The organism is Streptomyces sp. NPDC006643 (genome assembly GCF_042870175.1).
In the GTDB taxonomy this organism is placed as follows: domain Bacteria; phylum Actinomycetota; class Actinomycetes; order Streptomycetales; family Streptomycetaceae; genus Streptomyces.
Window position 1 is genome coordinate 613,667 of record NZ_JBIAHA010000001.1, and the last position, 19,978, is coordinate 633,644.

Genomic DNA, 19,978 nt, shown 5'->3' on the forward strand with positions numbered 1-19,978 from the left:
GAGACCAACCGTCGCCGAGGTCCCACCCCAAGGCCCACCCGGCGCCCCAGCAGGCCCTCCCGGCGCCCGCGGACGCCCCGGCCAACGGGCGGGCCCGGTCACCCGCCTCCGCCCGCACGAACGACGGCCGGGCCCGGACATCTCGTGTCCGAACCCGGCCGTCAGAGCCGCTACGCGGCAAGAACGCGCGCCCGTCTACTTCTTGCGGCGGCGCCCGCCACCCTTCTGGGCCTTGCGCCGCTCCGCGCGGGTCGTCCCGGAACCGGAACCCGTCTCCGTACGGTCCGCCCCGCCACTGCTCTCGAAGTCGCCCTCGACGACGCCACCCTCACCGTCGACCGTCGGCGCGGAGAAGTGGAGCCGGTCCCGCCGCTGCGGTGCCTCCAGGCCCTTCGCCCGGATCTCCGGACGCCCGCCGCCCGAGCGGGCACCCGCGTCCGCCTTCTCCAGCGACGTACGCTCGGCAGCCGCCGCGTCCTGCACCGGGACCTCCTCGACCTGCTGCTCGACCTGGACCTCCAGGTTGAACAGATAGCCGACGGACTCCTCCTTGATGCCCTCCATCATGGCGGTGAACATGTCGAAGCCCTCGCGCTGGTACTCGACCAGCGGGTCCTTCTGCGCCATCGCGCGCAGGCCGATGCCCTCCTGGAGATAGTCCATCTCGTAGAGGTGCTCACGCCACTTGCGGTCCAGCACGGACAGCACCACGCGTCGCTCCAGCTCGCGCATCACGTCCGGGCCCAGCGACTTCTCGCGCTCGTTGTACTGCTCGTGCGCGTCTTCCTTGATGGACTCGGCGATGAACTCCGCCGTGATGCCCGCGCGGTCGCCCGTCGCCTCTTCCAGGTCCTCGACGGTGACCTTCACCGGGTAGAGCTGCTTGAACGCGCCCCACAGCCGGTCCAGGTCCCACTCCTCGGCGAAGCCCTCCGCCGTCTCCTGGGCGATGTAGTCGTCGATCGTGTCGCCCATGAAGTGCCGGATCTGCTCCTGGAGGTCCTCGCCCTCCAGGACCCGCCGGCGCTCGCCGTAGATGACCTGGCGCTGCCGGTTGAGCACCTCGTCGTACTTCAGGACGTTCTTACGCGTCTCGAAGTTCTGCTGCTCCACCTGCGACTGCGCCGAGGCGATCGCGCGGGTGACCATCTTGTTCTCGATCGGGACGTCGTCCGGCACGTTCGCCATCGACATGACGCGCTCGACCATCTGCGCCTTGAACAGCCGCATCAGGTCGTCGCCCAGCGACAGATAGAACCGGGACTCGCCCGGGTCGCCCTGACGGCCGGAACGACCACGCAGCTGGTTGTCGATCCGGCGCGACTCGTGGCGCTCCGTACCGAGGACGTAGAGCCCACCGAGCTCCACGACCTCCTCGAACTCCGCCCGTACCGCTTCCTCGGCCTTCTCCATCGCGGCGGGCAGCGCGGCGGCCCACTCCTCGACGTGCTCCACCGGGTCGAGCCCGCGCTGGCGCAGCTCCGCCTCGGCGAGGTCGTCGGGGTTGCCGCCGAGCTTGATGTCGGTACCACGGCCGGCCATGTTCGTGGCGACGGTCACCGCGCCCTTGCGCCCGGCCTGGGCGATGATCGGCGCCTCACGGTCGTGCTGCTTGGCGTTCAGCACCTCGTGCTGCACACCCCGCTTCGAGAGCTGCTGCGACAGGTACTCCGACTTCTCCACGGAGGTCGTGCCGACCAGGATCGGCTGGCCCTTCTCGTGCTTCTCGGCGATGTCGTCGACGACCGCCGCGAACTTCGCGACCTCGGTGCGGTAGATCAGGTCGGGCTGGTTGACGCGGACCATCGGCCGGTTCGTCGGGATCGGCACGACGCCCAGCTTGTAGATCTGCTGGAACTCGGCGGCCTCGGTCATGGCCGTACCGGTCATGCCGGACAGCTTGTCGTAGAGGCGGAAGAAGTTCTGGAGGGTGATCGTGGCGAGCGTCTGGTTCTCGTCCTTGATGTCCACCCCTTCCTTCGCCTCGATCGCCTGGTGCATGCCCTCGTTGTAGCGGCGGCCCGCGAGGATACGGCCGGTGTGCTCGTCGACAATCATGACTTCGCCGTCGATGACGACGTAGTCCTTGTCGTTCTTGAACAGTTCCTTGGCCTTGATGGCGTTGTTCAGATAACCGACGAGCGGGGTGTTCACCGACTCGTACAGGTTGTCGATGCCCAGCCAGTCCTCGACCTTCGCGACGCCGGACTCGTGGATCGCGACGGTGCGCTTCTTCTCGTCGACCTCGTAGTCGCCGGTCTCCTCGATGCCCTTGAGCTGGTTGCCCGCCTCGCCCTTGGTGAGCCGGGTGACCAACTTGGCGAAGTCGCCGTACCACTTCGTGGCCTGGTCGGCGGGGCCGGAGATGATCAGCGGCGTACGGGCCTCGTCGACGAGGATCGAGTCGACCTCGTCCACGACGGCGAAGTTGTGGCCGCGCTGGACCAGTTCCTCCTGGGACCACGCCATGTTGTCGCGGAGGTAGTCGAAGCCGAACTCGTTGTTCGTGCCGTACGTGATGTCGCAGTTGTACTGCTCGCGGCGCTGCGCGGGCGACATGTTGGCGAGGATGCAGCCGACGGACAGGCCCAGGAACTTGTGGACCCGGCCCATCATCTCGGAGTCGCGCTCAGCCAGATAGTCGTTGACCGTGATCACGTGGACGCCGTCGCCGGACAGCGCGTTCAGGTAACAGGGCAGCGTGCCGACGAGGGTCTTGCCCTCACCGGTCTTCATCTCGGCGACATGACCGAGGTGCAGCGCGGCGCCGCCCATCAGCTGGACGTCGTAGGGGCGCTGGCCGAGGACCCGCTTGGCCGCCTCACGGACGGTCGCGAAGGCCTCGGGGAGCAGGTCGTCAAGGGACTCACCGTCGGCGTAACGCTGCTTGTACTCCTCGGTGAGGGCCTGCAACTCGGCGTCGGAGAGGGCGGTGAAGTCCTCTTCGATGGAGTTGACCTGGTCCGCGATGCGGTGCAGTTTGCGCAGGATCTTGCCTTCGCCTGCACGCATGAGCTTGTTGAAGACGGACACTGAGGTTGGTCTCCTTGCCGGTCGGGCCTGGCACTGGGTCTGGTAACGGACACTGGCGCGGGCGCGGCGGGCCGACCCCACCGCAACGGCCATCGTAAGCGAGGACCCGGCCGCCTCGGGAGGTCCACGTGGCGCCGGCCTCCTGTCACCCGCAATGAGAACGCGTGGGGCGCGCGGAAGGTGCCGCCGAGGACGAAAAGCGCTCGCGCCGGGGAACCGGGGTCCCCACACTCCCCCCATGGAGCCACTCAGCCCCCGGTCCGGCCCCCCGGACCCCTCGACCACCTCCGTGATCACCGAGCGTCTGCGGCTGCGCCCCCTGGTCCCGGACGACATCGACGCGGTGTACGCGGCCTGCCAGGACCCCGACGTACAGCGGTGGACGACGATCCCCTCTCCGTACGAAAGGCAGCACGCCGAACACTTCGTCGGGCGGATCGTGCCGGACATGTGGCGGGCCGGGACGAACTTCGTCTTCGCGGTCGAGCCGGTCGGCGGCGGCCCGCTGCTGGCCTCGCTCAACGCCCACAGCCACTGCGGTGTGTGGGCGGTCGGTTACTGGGCGGTCAGGGAGCATCGCGGCCGGGGCCACACGACGGAGGCACTGCGCGCGCTGACCCGCTGGATGTTCACCGAACTGGGCGCCGACCGTGTCGAGTGGCGTGCCGAGGCCGGCAACGAGGGCTCGCGGGCCGTCGCGCTGAAGGCCGGGTTCGTCATGGAGGGCACCCTGCGCGCCGCGCTGGTCATGAAGGGGACGACGCGTGACGCCTGGGTCGGCGCGCTCCTGCCGTCCGATCTCGGTCTGCCGTCCAGGTACCCCTACCTGCCCGCGCGTCCCTGACGGCCGGCGTGCGGTGGTCCACCGGCCCCGGCCGGCTGTCAGTGCCGCCGTCTATCGTTCGGGGATGACCACTGTGCCGCCCGCCGCCGCCGAGTTGTCCGCCGACGAAGCCCGCCGCATCGCTCTGCGCGCGCAGGGGTTCCTCGGCGCTCCCGACCGCCGGGGCGGGGTGCGCGGGGTGCTGCGCCACCTCGGGGCCGTACAGCTGGACACGATCTCGGTGCTCGCGCGCTCGCACGAGCTGATTCCGTACGCACGGCTGGGCGCCGTCGGCCGCAAGACGGTCGAGGAGGCGTACTGGACGCCGGCAGCCGCGGCCGACGCCCCGCCCCGGCCGCACGCCTTCGAGTACTGGTCGCATGCCGCGTGCATCCTCCCGGTCGAGGAATGGCCGCATTTCGCCTTCCGCCGTCGCGCCTACCGCGCCCGCCCGCACTGGCACCACGAGCTGTCGGACGGGGCGTACGACGCGGTGATCAAGCAGCTGCGGGCCGAAGGCCCGCTGACGGCCACCGAGTTGGGCGGCGCCAAGAACGGCGGCGAGTGGTGGGACTGGTCCGAGGCGAAGGTCGCGGTCGAGCGGGCGCTGATGCACGGCGAGGTGGTCTGCACGGAGCGCCGGAGCTGGAAGCGGGTGTACGACCTCGCGGAGCGCGCCATCCCCGACGAGGTGCTGCACGACGACCTGGACGACACCGAGTGCCTGCGCCGGCTCGTACGGCTGGCGGGGCAGTCGCTCGGGGTGGGCACCCGCTCGGACATCGGGGACTACCACCGCATCAAGGGCGAGCAGGTCGACGCGGTGATCGCGGACTCCGGGCTGGTGCCGGTGACGGTCGAGGGCTGGGCGAAGCCCGCCTGGGCCGATCCCGAGGCGCTGGCGAGTGTCCCGCGCGGGCGGCACCGTACGACTCTGCTCTCGCCGTTCGACTCACTCATCTGGGAGCGGGCCCGCACCGAGCGGATCTTCGGCTTCACCCACCGCCTGGAGGCGTACGTCCCCAAGCCCAAGCGGATCTACGGGTACTTCGCGATGCCGCTGCTGTCGGGCGGGAAGCTGCTCGGCCGGGTCGACCCGGCGCGCGAGGGCAGCACGCTGGTCGCCCGTCAGGTGTCGCTGGACACGCCCTCCGCTGTCGAGCCGATGGCGCGGGCGCTGCGGGAGGCCGCCGAGTGGGTGGGCTGCGACTCGGTACGGATCGAGCGCGTCGACCGCCCCGAGCTGGCGGCGGCACTGACGCGGGCCGTCATCTGATTTCGAGGATCTTCTCCCGCATCGCGTAGACCACGGCTTCCATCCGGGAGTGCAGCTGCAACTTCTCCAGGATGTTGCGGACATGGTTCTTCACGGTGTTTTCGGAGATGAACAACTCCTTGGCGATATCACGGTTGTTCATTCCCGTGGCGACCAGCTTGAGGACTTCGAGCTCGCGCTCGGTGAGCCTCGGCGCCGGCACGAGTCTGCGCTCGTCGGTGCGCTGAATCATCGACTTGAACTCGGTCAGCAGCTTGGAGGCCATGGAAGGGCTGATTTGCGACTGTCCGTCGGCCACGGCGCGAATCGCGGTCGCCACCTCGTCCGTCGAGATCTCCTTGAGGAGATAGCCGGTGGCGCCCGCCTTGATGGCGTCGTAGAGGTCGGCCTCCTCGTCGCTGATCGTCAGCATGATGATCTTGGCACTGGGGGCCACCTCCTTGATGGAGGTACAGGCCTCGATGCCGCCGCGCTTGGGCATCCGGACGTCCATCAGCACGATGTCGGGGAGTAGGTCGGCGGCCTTGTCCACGGCTTCCGCGCCGTCTCCGGCCTCCCCCACGACCTGGATGTCCTCCTCCTGGGCGAGGACGATCTCCAGCCCCCGGCGGAAGAGCGCGTGGTCGTCGACGACAAGGACCCTGATCGGTTCCTTGCCGGGGTCGTCCGGGTCCGTGCCGCCGTCCGGTCCGGTGCCGCCGGTCGTACCGCCGGTACCGCGCGCGTGCTGCACCGGCCCGAAGCTGTCCGCCATCGTTCCTCCCCCTGAAGGCCATGGGCCGAAGTACATGCGAGCTACACCAACCCCTGGTCAGGGACCGGGGGTTGACGTGCGTGGCCATGATTTCATGCCCGGCCGACAGAGCGGTGATCCAGTCGTCGCGCGGTGGTGCCCCCGCGGCCGGATCGGGCACTGCGGGGGCACCACCGAGGGGTCGTCTCTCTCAGCCGCCGAGCGCTCCGCCCGCGCCCGCCGCCTCGGACTCGGCCAGTTGGTCGGTCCTCAGATGGATGACGCCGTAGTCGTAGGCGTGACGTCGGTAGACGACGCTCGGCTCCTTGGTCTCGGAATCCACGAACAGATAGAAGTCGTGTCCGACCAACTCCATCTCGTAGAGCGCCTGGTCGAGGGTCATCAGAGCCGCGGTGTGCGTCTTCTCGCGGACCACCAGCGGTCCTTCGCCCTGCACTTCGAGCGAGCCGATCCTGGTGGTGGGTACGCCGTTCGACGATTCGCTCGCGGGGACCTGGCCCGAGCCGTTCAACTGGGCGACCCCAGGAACGACGTCGACGACCTCGGCGGCCGAAAGCCTGCCGTTGCCACGGCGGTTGAAGCGCTTCTCGTGCTGCCTGCGCAGCCGCGCCTCCAGCTTGCCGGTGGCCAGGTCAAGCGCTGCGTACGGATCGGCGGCGGCGGCTTCCGCCCTGATGACGGGGCCGCGGGAGTGAAGTGTGATCTCCACCCGGTCGCAACGGTCCGCCTGACGCGGGTTGTGCTCCTTGGACACCTCGACGTCGAGGCTGATCACCTTGCCGTCGAGCTTCTGGATCTTCTCCAGCTTCAGCTTCTCGGCCACGTGCTTACGGAACCGCTCGGGTACCTCTGTCTTGCGGCCCTTGACGACGATGTCCACGCAGAACTCCGTTCCCGGATTCGCTCCGCCGCGTTGCGGAGCTACTCCCTCTTGCACCCGACCTCGATGGGCATCGAGGCCTCGGACTTGGCGACTTTCACCTCCTCCTCCCCCGCGGGCAAGATCCCCATTCCCTCTGACTTCGAGGTTCTGGAAAACGCTCCGACGCGCCGCTGCATATCAGTGAGTACGGCTTTCGCTTTCCTCACAACCGAACATAGCTCTCTTGGGCGGGTATCGGCACCCGCTACCGGTGCGTACGTCCGTTCCGGTGTTTTACGACCCTCACCACCTGCAACGAAGCGAACTCCCGATCAGTTCCGGTTTATTTCGAAAGAGAGTGGAGGCGCGGCCACCACAGCCGCGCTCACCTGTATCAATGCGGGGTACCCCGGTTTCATCGCGGCATGCATCGCGCGTGACGCCTCGACGAGCGAGGCACCGGTCGTCATGAGATCGTCCACCAGCACCACCCTGCCGCCCTCCAGAAGCCCCGTGCCACCGACGGCGACCTCCAGCGCCCCGGCCAGATTGGCGAGCCTCTGGCGGGCGCCCAGGCCCGACTGGTCGGCCACCATCCGCCGCTGTCGCAGCACCGGGATCACCCGGGCGGAGCGCCCCGTGCTCCGCAGCTCCCCCGCCGCCGCCAGGGCGATCCTGCGGGCGGCGTCATGCCCGCGCGCACCGACGGCGCGTCGCGTGGACGGGACCGGCACGAGAATCAGCGGGCCGACACCCGTGCCCGGCGGGACGGCGGCCTGGACGGCCCCGGCCAGCGCCCTGCCCAGGGGCGCGGCAAGCCCGAGCGCGCCACGCTCCTTGTGCGCCAGCAGTACGGCCCGTACGGCGTCCTCGTACGGCGCGGCGGCATGCACCACCGGGAGCCCCACGGGCTCGGGAACCGGCCGCACGCGGCACGGCCACGTCCCGTACAACGCCCGTCCGCACGCGTCGCACAGCGGCGTCCTGGGACTCCCGCAGCCGCCGCAGGCGACCGGCAGCACCAGCCCGGTGATTTCTCGCCACCACCCCCGCATGTCACCCACTGTGCCAACGACTCGGGCCCCCGGCCACCCCTGTGGATAACCCGGATCCAGATCCGGCCCGCACGCACATGCACGGGGCACACCACGCCCAGGACCCGGCCCGATCCGAGAGGCGGGGCTTAACCCGGATACACCGGTGACGAACCCTCTTTCACCATCGTCTGCCAGTTCGCCCCGGTCGGCAGCCGCACGATGCCCGCGTCGTCCGAGTCGGCCACCAGCGGCTGCTGTTCGTCATCGGCGGCGGCGATCCCGGTGACCTGGTTCAGCCCCGGCAGCACACCCGCCGGCGACGTGGAACCGTCCGTCTGGAGATAGCTCACCTGCTGCACCCCGCCGGCCTCCTTGCCCACCACGACGAGCCGGCTCGGGCCGGCCCACGACACGGCCGTCACCGTCTCCATACGCGGCGCCACGGCCTTCAGCTCCGTCACGGACACCGTCTGCTCCGCGGCGGGTCCGCGTCGCTCCACCCGGCCGATCTGGAGGGTCGTACGTCCGCCCTCGGAGAGCAGCAGCGCCACCCGTACGCCGTCGGCGGACACCCGCAGCGCCTCGATCCGCGCGCTGCCCAGCCCGTCGACCGTGACCGCCTGGGGCGCGTCGGCGCCGTCGGCGAGACGCAGCAGCCGGGAGTGCTCGGGGTCGCGGTCGGCTATCCACAGATCGCCGTTCCCGTCCCAACTGGGCGCCGACAGCCGGTCTTCCTTCTTCGCGGCCTCGCTGACGACGAGCGCGTCGCCCACCTCGCCCGCCGAGATGATGGACCCGGCGTACAGGGACTTGCCGTCCTGCGAGACGCCGGCCGCGTGCTTCTCGTCTCGCGCCACCGCGACCTGGCCGAGCGGCAACGTGCCGTCGCCGAACGGGCCCGGCACACGCGCCGGGTCGATCGGCTCCTTGCTGCTCGCCGACAGTTGCGCCAGCCGGCCCTTCGCGTCGATGAAGTACGGGCTGTCCGAGCTGCCCGACGTACGGTCGGCGGCGAACTCCTCGGCCTGGTCGCCGCTCAGCACGCACAGCGACGAGCCGTCCTGCCGCAGCAGCTCGACCTGTTCGCCTCGGGTGGAGGTCAAGTCGCGGAGGGTGAAGAGCAGTTGCGCCGCCATCTTGCGGCACTGCTCCCGCCCGACGTTGTCGACCTTCGCGTTGAGCGGCACCTTCAGCGCGTTGCGGTCGTCGAACTCCAGTGTCCGGGTGCCGCGCTTCAGCTCCGTACCGGTCGGGAAGGGCGAGTCGACCACGGGCCGCATCCAGTCCGTCGGCCCTTCGAGGAGCACCTTGACGGCCTGGGTGACCGGGTCCATCCGCGTCACCGGGTCTATGCGCTGCCGGATGTAGACGGGATCGGCGACGAGCCAGTCCTGCCCGGAGGCGAAGTAGTACTTGTTCACCGCGCGGTAGTTGCGCTGGAAGTCGGACTCACCGAGCACCAGCCCCTGCGGGAGGTCGTCGATGCGCCATTCCCTGGTGTCCAGCACCTTCTCCTGGACGAGATGAATCGTGCCCTTGTACGGCTCGGGCGCCACCGGCTGGTACGCGTGCCCGGCGTCGACCGCGGCGATCTGGTCGCCGTACAGCGGGTAGGTGAGACCGGGACCGTCGGGACCGGACGGCCCCTGGGGGTCGGCCGGGTCGGGCGCCGCCGCCAGCACCGTCGTACGTTCCGCCGGCTGCCAGCTCTGCGACGCCTGCTTCGACAGATACTTCCTGGCCACCGCGAAGTCGGGGTCGTCGCTGGTCATCGCCTCAAGGAAGCCGTCGACGATCTCGTTCGGATCGGCGCCCTCGGCGGGAGCGACGGGATAGACGCGCACCTGGGAGTCACCGCGCGGCGACGCCTTGACCGGCTCGACGTCCCCGCTGTTGGGGATCGACGCGCAGCCGGCCAGCAGCACGACACCGCACCCGAGCACGACGGGCAACCGCCACGCGCGCCCTCGGCCGTGACGAAGGCGGTCAGCGCCCACGAGTTGTGTCCTCCCGCTCCGATGCCTGAGCCGCGGACGTGACCGTGGCGGCAGTTGACGACGTCGACGAGGTGGCGGGGTCCCGCTCGACGGGCTCGCCGGCGGAACGCGGCACCACCCGGGCGCCGTTGCCCGGCAGCGCCGTCGGGTCGACCGCGCCCGCGCGCGGTGGCACCGGCGGCCTGGGCGGCACCGGAAGCGACGACCCCGTCGCCGACTGGGAAGGCACACTGGCCAGCCGGTGGGCGCTCTCCTTCGGCTCCCCGACGGTGGAACGCTCCCGGCCGCGCCGCGAGTCCTCGGGCTCCAGCGGTATGGGCGAGCCCCGCAGCGGTTCGTCGGCGGTACGCGGCAGGGTCAGCCGGAACTGCGATCCGCCGCCCGGCTCGCCCCACGCCTGGAGCCAGCCGCCGTGCAGACGCGCGTCCTCGACGGCGATCGACAGGCCAAGGCCCGTACCGCCGGTGGTACGCGCCCGTGCCGGATCCGCCCGCCAGAACCTGTTGAAGACCCGGGTCGCCTCGCCGGGCTTGAGGCCCACCCCGTAGTCGCGCACGGCCACGGCGACGGCGCCGCCGGCCACCGCCATCCGCACGACCACGTCCCGCCCCTCGCCGTGCTCGACGGCGTTGACAACCAGATTGCGCAGCACCCGCTCCACACGGCGGGCATCGGCCTCGGCGACGACGGGCTGTTCGTCGCCCATGACGCGGATCCGGGTGCCCTTGCGTTCGGCGAGCGGTTCGGCTCCGCCGATCACCCGGCGTACGACCACCCGAAGGTCTATGGGCTCGGCCTCCAGCGCGGCTGCGCCGGCGTCGAACCGGCTGATCTCCAGCAGATCCGAGAGCAGGGACTCGAAACGGTCGAGCTGGTCCCCCAGCAGCTCCGCCGAGCGCGCGGTGACGGGGTCGAAGTCGACACGGGCCTCGTGGATGACGTCGGCGGCCATCCGCACGGTGGTCAGCGGGGTGCGCAGCTCGTGGGAGACGTCCGACACGAAGCGGCGCTGCATCCTGGAGAGCTCCTCCAGCTGCTGGATCTTCAGGTGCAGACTCTGGGCCATCTTGTTGAAGGCCTCACCGAGCCGGGCGATGTCGTCCTCGCCGGTGACCTTCATCCGTTCCTGGAGCCGGCCGGTGGACAGCCGCTCGGCGATCCCCGCGGCCATCCGTACGGGCGTCACGACCTGCCGTACGACGAGCCAGGCGATGGCCCCGAGCAGCACGACGACGAACAGTCCCGCCGTGGCGAGCGTGCCCTTGACCAGATTGAGCGACTGTTCTTCCTGGGTCAGCGGGAACAGGTAGTAAAGCTCGTAGGAATTGCCGTCCACATCGGTCAGCCGCTTGCCGATCACCAGCCCGGACTCGGACTCCCGGCCGTCCGTGTACTGGATCAGGGTGTACTTCTGGAACGTCCCCGTGCCCTTGGCGACGTCCGACCGCAGATCCTGCGGAACGCTCGCGATGTGGTCCACGCCGCCGGACGCGCGCGGGAAGCGGCTGCTGGAGCCCGTACCGTCCGCGTCGGCGCTCAGCGCCACCACGTTGAACGCACTCTGTCCGCCACTGGCCAGCTGCACGACCAGGTCGGAGCGCCAGTTGACGGAGTTACGGCTCGACCTGCCGTCCCCCGAGCCGCCGTCCCCGCCCGGCTCGACCGGCGCGTCGGCCTTCTCCTTGGCGACGGTGAACCCACCGGCCGCCTGGCTCTGCGCCGCTTTCTCCTTGGCGTCGAGCAGACCGTTACGGACCTGTCCGATCACGACCAGACCCAGCAGCAGCACCACGCCCAGCGACATCAGCAGGGTGGTGATGACCACCCTGAGCTGGATGTTCCGCCGCCACAGCCGTACGGCGGGCAGCACCGGACGCCTGAGCAGGCGCACGACGAGGCGCAGCACGGGACTGCCCGCCGCCCCGTCCTGGAGCAGCCGGCCACGGCGCAGGAGCCGGCCGAGGCGTGAGCCCCCACGACCCCGGTCGGCAGTCCGCCCCGTACGGACTCCCGGCTCCCCGGGCTTCGGGGCAGCACTGCCGCTGGACATGTCAGCTCGGTCCGGCCTTGTAGCCGACACCGCGAACGGTCACGACGATCTCCGGGCGCTCCGGGTCCTTCTCGACCTTGGAGCGGAGCCGCTGCACATGCACATTGACCAGGCGGGTGTCCGCCGCGTGACGGTAGCCCCACACCTGCTCAAGCAGCACCTCACGGGTGAAGACCTGCCACGGCTTGCGGGCCAGCGCGACGAGCAGGTCGAACTCCAGCGGGGTCAGGGCGATGGACTGCCCCTCACGCTTCACGGAGTGACCGGCCACATCGATGACCAGATCACCGATGGCCAGCTGCTCCGGCGCCGGCTCCTCGGACCTGCGCAGCCGCGCCCTGATCCTGGCGACCAGCTCCTTGGGCTTGAACGGCTTGACGATGTAGTCGTCGGCGCCCGATTCGAGCCCCACCACCACATCGACCGTGTCGCTCTTGGCCGTCAGCATGACGATCGGCACACCGGACTCGGCCCTGATGAGCCGGCACACCTCGATACCGTCCCGGCCGGGCAGCATCAGATCCAGCAGCACCAGGTCCGGCTTGGCCTCACGGAAAGCGGCGAGAGCCTTGTCGCCGTCCGCTACGAACGACGGCTCGAACCCTTCACCTCGCAGCACGATGCCGAGCATCTCGGCCAGTGCGGTGTCGTCATCGACGACAAGGACGCGTCCCTTCATATCGACATCATCCCATTTTCATTTCCGTTACGTAGACTTGCGTGATCCAGCTCACTGACCTGTGACGACGTGGACGGATGTCCTTCGTGGACCGTCGCGGTTCGTTGCTGTTGACGTCAACCACAGATGCCACACCCTGTCTCGTTGACCTGGCCCTCCGACAGGAACCATAGCGAGCCACCCGCCCGGCCAACCCCGCCAGCGCGTCCCCCCACCCCTCGCGCACCCGTCCCGTCAGCCCCGTACCTCCTGCCGCGCCTGGGCACACAGCTCCGCGATCCCGTCCCGCGTCACCGGCGACAGCGCTCCGTGCTCGGTGACCAGCGCCGTCACCAGCTCCGGCGGGGTCACGTCGAACGCCGGGTTGTACGCCTGCGTCCCCAGCGGCGCCACCGGCATCCCACCGCCCGCCTCCACCCCGGCCCCGGCCGCCTGCGGAGCCGTCAGCTCGGTCACCTCCTGGCTCGGTCGCTGCTCCACCTCGATCGACGCGCCGTCCGGCGTGCCCAGGTCGAGCGTCGTGGTCGGCGCGACCACGATGAACGGCACATGGTGGTACCTGGCCTGTACCGCGAGCGGATAGCTGCCCACCTTGTTCGCCACCGAGCCGTCGGCCGCGATCCGGTCCGCCCCGATGAGCACGGCGTCCACCTCACCCGCCGCGAACAGCGACCCCGCGGCGTTGTCCGTGAGCAGCGTGTACGCCATCCCGTGCCGGGCCGCTTCGTACGCCGTCAGCCGCGCCCCCTGGAGCAGCGGACGTGTCTCGTCCACCCACAGCCGCCTGAGCCGCCCCGCCCGGTGCGCCGACAGTGCCACGGCGAACGCGGTGCCCTCGCCGCCCGAGACCAGTGCCCCGGTGTTGCAGTGGGTCAGGATCCGGTGATTTCCGCCCGGCAGCAACTCGTCGAGAAGGGCCAGCCCCGATGCGGCCATCCGGGCGCTGCCCACGGCGTCCTCGCGGTGCAGCTTCCTGGCCTCGGCGAGTGTGGCCGCGGCTGCCTGCTCCTGATCGGCGCCCCCGGCGACGGCCGCCCGGTGCACCTCCAGCGCCCGTCGTACGCCGTACCCGAGGTTCACCGCGGTGGGCCGGGCGCTCTCCAGCAGCGCCGCCGCCTCCTCCACGTCGTAACCACGGGTGGCGGCGAGTGCGACACCGTACGCACCGGCGATACCCAGGAGCGGCGCCCCACGCACGGCGAGCGTCCGGATCGACTGCACCAGCGCCGGCACATCGGTGCAGACCAGTTCGGCCTCCTCGACCGGCAGTCTCGTCTGGTCGAGGAGCACCAGTACGGGCCCTTCCGGCAGCTCGTCCCAGCGCAGTGCCGGAGACATGGACGGCTCGGCGTGGAGCGGCGATGGTGCGTACTGATCAGTCATCCGCCCAGTCTGCCCGGTACCGCTCGGACTATGAAGGCGAGAAGGAGATGGAGCACCCCGCCCACCGGCGGGCCACGCGTGGCACGATGGCTGCCAGCCTCCCGCTCTGCTTCGCAGACAGGCACCGTTGAAGCGCCGGCTCCCCGAGCCTGCCTCCGAAACCAATCCACGAGGTGGACGACCGTGAACGACACTCCGGGCTGGGCCTCGCCCGGATCTGCCCCGTCCGACGGCCAGGAGGCCGGCGTACCCCGCCCCGCCCAGCCCGCCGACGACTCCGCCACGCCCTCGGACTCCCCCTCGAAGTGGTCCAAGACCCAGCCGCCGCCCGGCCAGTGGTCCGCGCCCAGCGCCCCGGGCCCCGACCCCGTCCCCCCCGCTCCCAGGCCCGCACCGGGCTGGGGCGGTGCCCCCGGCCCCGGCGGTGGGCCGCATCCCGGCTGGGGACAGCCACCCCTCGCGGCGAAGCCCGGTGTCATCCCGCTGCGTCCCCTGGGCGTGGGAGAGATCCTCGACGGTGCCGTGTCCACGCTGCGCGCCCACTGGCGCACCGTCCTCGGCGTCACCATCGTCGTCGCGGTGATCTCGCAGATCGGCGACATACTCGTCCAGCGCTACCTCCTGCCGGAGCCGGTGGACGTCGACCCGAACGCGAGCCCGACGGAAGCGCTGAACCAGGCCGTCGACGCGATGCAGTCCACCCTCCTCGCACTCGCGCCGTCGCTGTTCATCACCATCATCGGCACGCTCTTCACCACGGCCGTACTGACCGTGGTCATCAGCCGCTCGGTGCTCGGCCGCAGCGTGACGCTGTCGGACGCCTGGCACGAGGCACGGCCCCGGCTGCTTCAACTGCTCGGCCTGACCCTGCTGTTGCCCGTCATGGGAGCCGCCATTGTGGCCGTCGGCATCCTGCCGGGCCTGCTGATCGGCTCCGGTGCCGGAGTGGCGCTGACGATGCTCGGCGGACTGGCCGCCGTCGTCGTCGTGCTCTGGCTGATGGTCAACTTCAGCCTCTCCTCGCCCGCCCTCATGCTCGAACGGCAGAGCATCGTGGCGTCCATGCGGCGCTCCGCCAAGCTCGTGAAGGGCACCTGGTGGCGGATCTTCGGCATCCTGCTGCTGACGATGCTGCTCACGTTCATCGTCTCGATGATCATCGCCGTGCCGTTCAGCCTCATCGCCATGGCGGTGGACGGCGACGGTCTCAGTGGGCTCCTCTCCGAGTCCGGTCCGGACTTCGGCTGGCCCTTCCTGATCATCACCGGTATCGGCACGGTGATCAGCACCTCCATCACCCTGCCGATCTCCGCAGGTGTCTCGGTGCTCCTCTACGTGGACCAGCGCATCCGGCGCGAAGCCCTGGACCTCGAACTCGCACGCGCCGCCGGCGTTCCGGGCTACGGCTCCGAGCGGCCTGGCAACGACGCCCCCAGGGGCTGATGCGGTGTTCGGCACGGGGGGCACGGCAACGGCGTGGCTGACGGCGCGCACGAGCGAGGACATACCGGTGGACACTCCGCGTGTCCCCGCTCGTGAGGCCGCCGAGGACGAACTGTCCAAGCCTCTGTACCACGAGAACGACCCGAATCTGCTCGAGCGCGCGATGGACCGCTTCTGGGAGTGGATCGGAGAACTCTTCAACTCCGTCGCCGGCTCCGGCGTGACCAGCCCGCTCGGCCTCGCCGTCGTCGCGGTAATCGTCGTGGCGCTCGTCGCGGCCATATGGTGGCGGCTCGGCACCCCCCGGCGCACCACCCGCCCCAAGGACGCGCTCTTCGACTCCGGCCCGCGCGGCGCCGCCGAACACCGTGCCAACGCGGAAGAGCACGCGACGGCCGAACGCTGGAACCAGGCCGTCCAGGAACGCATGCGGGCCGTCGTCCGCTCCCTCGAGGAGCGCACGATCCTCGACCCGCGCCCGGGCCGCACGGCCGACGAGGCCGCCGCCGACGCCGGCCGGGCACTCCCCGAGCACGCGACGGCCCTACGAGCCGCGGCCAGAGCCTTCGACGATGTCACATACGGCGGACGCACGGCGGACCGGCAGACATACCTGCGCCTGCGCGAACTTGACCTCGGCCTGGAGAGCAGCAAACCCCAACTCAGCAGCGCCACCCAGGGAGCTGCCGAATGACCGGCGCCAAGACCGCCTCCCCGCCCCGGCCCGCGACCAGCACCACCTCCATGTCGCCCAGCGCCCAGCAGATCTGGAGGCGGATCCGAGGGCTGCTCATCGCACTCGCCATCCTCCTCGCGGCAGGGTTCGCCCTGGCAGCCGTACGCTCCGGCGACCAGCACGGCCGACTCGACCCCCGCTCCGCCGACCCGCTGGGCAGCCGCGCCGTCGCCGAACTCCTCAAGGACCGCGACGTCTCCACCCAGGTCGTCACCACACTCGCCGAAGCGACCGAGGGGACCGGACCGGACACCACACTGGTCGTCACCGCGCCCAACCTGCTGACGTTCCATCAGCAGCGCACCTTGCAGGACGCGACGGAGATCTCCGGCGGTCGTACCGTCCTGCTGTCGCCGGGGCCGCCCTCGCTCGACATCCTGGCCCCGGGCGTCACCGCGGCAACCGACACACCGGTGGCCGCGCGGGACCCCCGCTGCTCCCTGCCCGCCGCACGCGACGCCGGTTCCGTCGACATCGGCGGATACCTCTACGCCACCGACCCGCCGAACGGCGACGCCTGTTACCCGGTGGACGGACTGCCGTCCCTTCTCCGGATCGACGCCCAGGCCGACGGCGACACCGTCCTGCTCGGCTCTCCCGATCTCCTCTACAACGAGCGCCTCGCCAAGCAGGGCAATGCCTCGCTGGCCCTTCAACTCCTCGGCTCCCGGCCTCATATCGTCTGGTACCTCCCCTCACTCAGTGATCCCTCCGCCACCGAATCCGGCAGCGGCAGTGGTGGTGACAACGGCGGTGACGGCACCGACGACCAGGGGAGCGAAGGCGGCGGAGGCAACGAGTCGAGCTTCCTCGACCTGATCCCCTCCGGCTGGCTCTGGGGCACTCTCCAACTCGCCCTCGCCGCCGTGCTCGCCGCCGTGTGGCGCGCCCGCCGGCTCGGCCCCGTGGTGGCCGAAAGGCTCCCGGTCGCCATCCGCGCCTCCGAGGCCACCGAGGGCCGCGCCCGCCTCTACCGCAGGGCCAACGCCCGCGACCGCGCCGCCTCGGTCCTCCGTACGGAGACCCGCACCCGCCTCGCTTCCCTCCTCGGTGTCCCCCCGTCCGAGGCCCACACCCCGGAGGCCCTCGTCCCCGCCGTCTCCGCTCAACTCCCCGACGACTCGCGGGATCTCCGCACGCTGCTCTTCGGCCCGGCGCCGGCCGACGATGCCGCTCTCATCCGTCTGACGGACCAACTCGACGCCCTCGAAAGAGAGGTACGCACCTCATGAGTGCCCCGACCCCCGAGACCGCTACGAACTCGGACAGTGCCCGCGCCTCCCTGGAGGCCCTGCGCGCCGAGATCGCGAAGGCCGTGGTCGGCCAGGACCCCGCCGTGACCGGACTCGTCGTCGCCCTGCTCTGCCGGGGCCACGTCCTCCTCGAAGGAGTCCCCGGCGTCGCGAAGACACTTCTGGTACGGGCTCTCGCCGCCTCTCTCGAACTCGACACCAAGCGCGTCCAGTTCACTCCCGACCTGATGCCGAGCGACGTGACGGGCTCCCTCGTCTACGACGCGCGCACAGCGGAGTTCTCCTTCCAGCCCGGCCCCGTCTTCACCAATCTGCTGCTCGCCGACGAGATCAACCGCACCCCGCCCAAGACCCAGTCGTCGCTGCTCGAAGCCATGGAGGAGCGTCAGGTCACGATCGACGGAACACCGCGGATGCTCCCCGATCCGTTCCTGGTCGCCGCCACACAGAACCCGGTCGAGTACGAGGGCACCTATCCCCTCCCCGAAGCACAACTCGACCGCTTCCTGCTGAAGCTGACAGTCCCCCTCCCGTCACGTGACGACGAGATCAGCGTCCTGACCCGTCACGCGGACGGCTTCAACCCACGCGACCTCCAGGCGGCGGGAGTACGCCCCGTCGCCGGCCCCGCCGACCTCGAAGCGGCACGCTCCGCGGTCGCCAAGACCTCTGTCTCACCGGAGATAGCGGGCTATGTCGTCGATATCTGCCGTGCCACTCGTGAGTCCCCCTCGCTCTCCCTCGGCGTCTCCCCGCGAGGCGCCACCGCTCTGCTCTCCACCGCCCGTGCCTGGGCCTGGCTCACGGGCCGCGACTACGTCACGCCGGACGACGTGAAGGCCCTGGCCCTACCCACCTTGCGACACCGCGTCCAGCTCCGTCCCGAGGCGGAGATGGAGGGAGTCACCGCGGACTCCGTCATCACCGCGATCCTCGCCCATGTCCCCGTACCCCGATGAGGCGATGAACCGTGGCCCTCACCGGACGAGCGGCACTCCTCGCCGCTCTCGGCTCGCTCCCCGTCGGCCTCCTCGCCCCCAGTTGGACGGGGATGCTGGCGGTCAACGCGCCCCTCTCACTCGCAATTCTGTGCGACTACTGCCTGGCCGCGCCAGTGCGAACGCTCCGGTTCACTCGAAGTGGTGATACCTCAGTTCGACTCGGCGAGAGTGCCGAGGTCCAGCTCACGGTCGCCAACCCCGCGCGCCGCACACTGCGTGCCCAGATCCGCGATGCCTGGCCCCCGAGCAGCTGGCCCGCGGGCACCGAACAGGCCGTTTCCCGCCACGAGTTGACCGTCCCGCCCGGCGAGCGCCGACGTCTCTCCACGCTCCTCCGCCCGACGCGCCGCGGCGACAGGCACACGGAACGGGTCACCGTGCGTTCCTTCGGCCCGCTCGGTCTGGCGGCCCGCCAGGGAAACCACGACGTGCCGTGGACGGTACGCGTCCTGCCGCCCTTCACCAGCCGCAAGCATCTCCCGTCCAGACTCGCCCGCCTGCGCGAACTCGACGGCCGGACAAGCGTGCTCACCCGTGGCGAAGGCACCGAGTTCGACAGCCTCCGCCCCTACGTACCGGGAGACGACACCCGGTCCATCGACTGGCGTGCCACCGCGCGTCAGTCGGCGGTCGCGATTCGTACGTGGCGGCCCGAACGTGACCGCCACATCCTCGTCGTCCTCGACACCGGCCGTACCTCGGCCGGCCGCGTGGGAGACGTCCCTCGCCTCGACGCCGCGATGGACGCCACACTGCTCCTCACCGCACTCGCCACCCGCGCCGGCGACCGGGTCGACCTCCTGGCGTACGACCGCCGGACCCGCGCCCAGGTCCGAGGCCGCTCGGCGAGCGACGTACTGCCCGCGATGGTGAACGCACTGTCCACCCTGGAACCCGAACTCGTGGAGACGGACGCGCGCGGCCTGGCCGCCACCGTCCTCAAGAGCGCCCCACGCCGATCCCTCGTCGTGCTGCTGACCAGTCTCGAAACGGCTCCGGTTGAGGAAGGACTCCTGCCGGTCCTCCCTCAACTCACCCAGCGCCACACGGTGCTCGTCGCCTCGGTGGCCGACCCCCACGCCCGAGCCATGAGCACGGCGCGCGGCTCGGTGGACGCGGTCTACGAGGCGGCAGCCGGCTCCCAGGCACAATCCCAACGACGTCGTACGTCAGAGAAGCTCCAGCGCTACGGAGTCACGGTCGTCGACGCCGTTCCTGACTCCCTGGCGCCGGCACTGGCGGACGCCTATCTGGCACTGAAGGCCGCGGGTCGCCTCTGAACGTCGCGTACGGGGACGGCAAACTGCCCCGTACGCGAAAAGGGCCCTGAACGCAGAAATGCCCCGCACCAGAAGGTGCGGGGCATTCCCACAAAGATTGTTCGGCGGCGTCCTACTCTCCCACAGGGTCCCCCCTGCAGTACCATCGGCGCTGAAAGGCTTAGCTTCCGGGTTCGGAATGTAACCGGGCGTTTCCCTAACGCAATGACCACCGAAACACATTGAAACACTGGAACATCCGGGTGTTGTCACGGATTGTTCGTTGTCTCAGAACTAACACAGTGGACGCGAGCAACTGAGGACAAGCCCTCGGCCTATTAGTACCGGTCAACTCCACACCTCACAGTGCTTCCATATCCGGCCTATCAACC

Annotated in this window: 15 protein-coding genes and 1 rRNA gene; 7 read left to right on the forward strand and 9 right to left on the reverse strand. The window is 70.1% G+C overall.

Going from position 1 to position 19,978, the window contains the following annotated elements:
- Positions 1-195: 195 nt before the first annotated feature.
- On the reverse strand, positions 196-3,033 hold the full coding sequence (secA, locus tag ACFYNU_RS02560) for a preprotein translocase subunit SecA (RefSeq protein WP_356595143.1): 2,838 nt from the start codon (positions 3,031-3,033) through the stop codon (positions 196-198).
- A gap of 238 nt (positions 3,034-3,271) precedes the next feature.
- On the opposite strand from secA, the gene ACFYNU_RS02565 reads away from it, so the two are divergent.
- Both ACFYNU_RS02565 and ACFYNU_RS02570 read left to right on the forward strand, forming a co-directional pair.
- The gene (locus ACFYNU_RS02565; RefSeq protein ID WP_356595145.1) at positions 3,272-3,877 is read left to right on the forward strand and encodes a GNAT family N-acetyltransferase; all 606 of its coding nucleotides are present in this window, start codon (positions 3,272-3,274) and stop codon (positions 3,875-3,877) included.
- Positions 3,878-3,941: 64 nt separating this feature from the next.
- Positions 3,942-5,132, forward strand: coding sequence for a DNA glycosylase AlkZ-like family protein (locus ACFYNU_RS02570; RefSeq protein WP_356595147.1), 1,191 nt, complete (start codon positions 3,942-3,944; stop codon positions 5,130-5,132).
- Here ACFYNU_RS02570 and ACFYNU_RS02575 read toward each other — a convergent pair.
- From ACFYNU_RS02575 to mtnA, 7 genes are all read right to left on the reverse strand, one after another.
- Complete coding sequence (locus ACFYNU_RS02575) at positions 5,125-5,886, reverse strand: response regulator transcription factor (RefSeq protein WP_356595149.1); 762 nt, start codon at positions 5,884-5,886, stop codon at positions 5,125-5,127. The genes ACFYNU_RS02570 and ACFYNU_RS02575 overlap by 8 nt on opposite strands.
- A 190-nt stretch (positions 5,887-6,076) precedes the next feature.
- The gene (gene hpf / locus ACFYNU_RS02580; RefSeq protein WP_356595151.1) at positions 6,077-6,766 is read right to left on the reverse strand and encodes a ribosome hibernation-promoting factor, HPF/YfiA family; all 690 of its coding nucleotides are present in this window, start codon (positions 6,764-6,766) and stop codon (positions 6,077-6,079) included.
- Between the two features lie 314 nt (positions 6,767-7,080).
- Positions 7,081-7,803: a ComF family protein gene (locus ACFYNU_RS02585; RefSeq protein WP_356595153.1), complete on the reverse strand. Its 723-nt coding sequence runs from the start codon at positions 7,801-7,803 to the stop codon at positions 7,081-7,083.
- 128 nt (positions 7,804-7,931) lie between these two features.
- Positions 7,932-9,782: an LpqB family beta-propeller domain-containing protein gene (locus tag ACFYNU_RS02590; protein ID WP_388764860.1), complete on the reverse strand. Its 1,851-nt coding sequence runs from the start codon at positions 9,780-9,782 to the stop codon at positions 7,932-7,934.
- Positions 9,772-11,832, reverse strand: a complete 2,061-nt coding sequence (gene mtrB / locus ACFYNU_RS02595; RefSeq protein ID WP_356595157.1) for an MtrAB system histidine kinase MtrB — start codon at positions 11,830-11,832, stop codon at positions 9,772-9,774. The genes ACFYNU_RS02590 and mtrB overlap by 11 nt, the downstream gene beginning before the upstream one ends.
- A 1-nt stretch (position 11,833) precedes the next feature.
- Positions 11,834-12,511, reverse strand: a complete 678-nt coding sequence (gene mtrA / locus ACFYNU_RS02600) for a two-component system response regulator MtrA (RefSeq protein ID WP_005486885.1) — start codon at positions 12,509-12,511, stop codon at positions 11,834-11,836.
- Between the two features lie 234 nt (positions 12,512-12,745).
- A complete protein-coding gene (gene mtnA, locus ACFYNU_RS02605; protein ID WP_356595160.1) occupies positions 12,746-13,894 on the reverse strand; it encodes an S-methyl-5-thioribose-1-phosphate isomerase in 1,149 nt (382 codons plus the stop codon).
- Positions 13,895-14,077: 183 nt separating this feature from the next.
- On the opposite strand from mtnA, the gene ACFYNU_RS02610 reads away from it, so the two are divergent.
- The 5 genes from ACFYNU_RS02610 to ACFYNU_RS02630 are packed head-to-tail and all read left to right on the forward strand — an operon-like array spanning position 14,078 to position 19,607.
- Positions 14,078-15,337, forward strand: a complete 1,260-nt coding sequence (locus tag ACFYNU_RS02610) for a hypothetical protein (protein WP_356595162.1) — start codon at positions 14,078-14,080, stop codon at positions 15,335-15,337.
- Between the two features lie 4 nt (positions 15,338-15,341).
- On the forward strand, positions 15,342-16,031 hold the full coding sequence (locus tag ACFYNU_RS02615) for a DUF4129 domain-containing protein (protein WP_388764864.1): 690 nt from the start codon (positions 15,342-15,344) through the stop codon (positions 16,029-16,031).
- Positions 16,028-17,305 (forward strand): DUF4350 domain-containing protein, encoded by a 1,278-nt coding sequence (locus ACFYNU_RS02620; RefSeq protein ID WP_356595164.1) that lies wholly within the window; start codon positions 16,028-16,030, stop codon positions 17,303-17,305. Before ACFYNU_RS02615 ends, ACFYNU_RS02620 begins: the two co-directional genes overlap by 4 nt.
- A complete protein-coding gene (locus ACFYNU_RS02625) occupies positions 17,302-18,285 on the forward strand; it encodes a MoxR family ATPase (protein ID WP_356595166.1) in 984 nt (327 codons plus the stop codon). The genes ACFYNU_RS02620 and ACFYNU_RS02625 overlap by 4 nt, the downstream gene beginning before the upstream one ends.
- Positions 18,286-18,296: 11 nt before the next feature.
- Positions 18,297-19,607: a DUF58 domain-containing protein gene (locus ACFYNU_RS02630; RefSeq protein WP_356595168.1), complete on the forward strand. Its 1,311-nt coding sequence runs from the start codon at positions 18,297-18,299 to the stop codon at positions 19,605-19,607.
- Between the two features lie 99 nt (positions 19,608-19,706).
- On the opposite strand, the gene rrf is transcribed toward ACFYNU_RS02630, so the two are convergent.
- A 5S ribosomal RNA gene (rrf, locus tag ACFYNU_RS02635) occupies positions 19,707-19,823 on the reverse strand.
- Between the last annotated feature and the right edge of the window lie 155 nt (positions 19,824-19,978).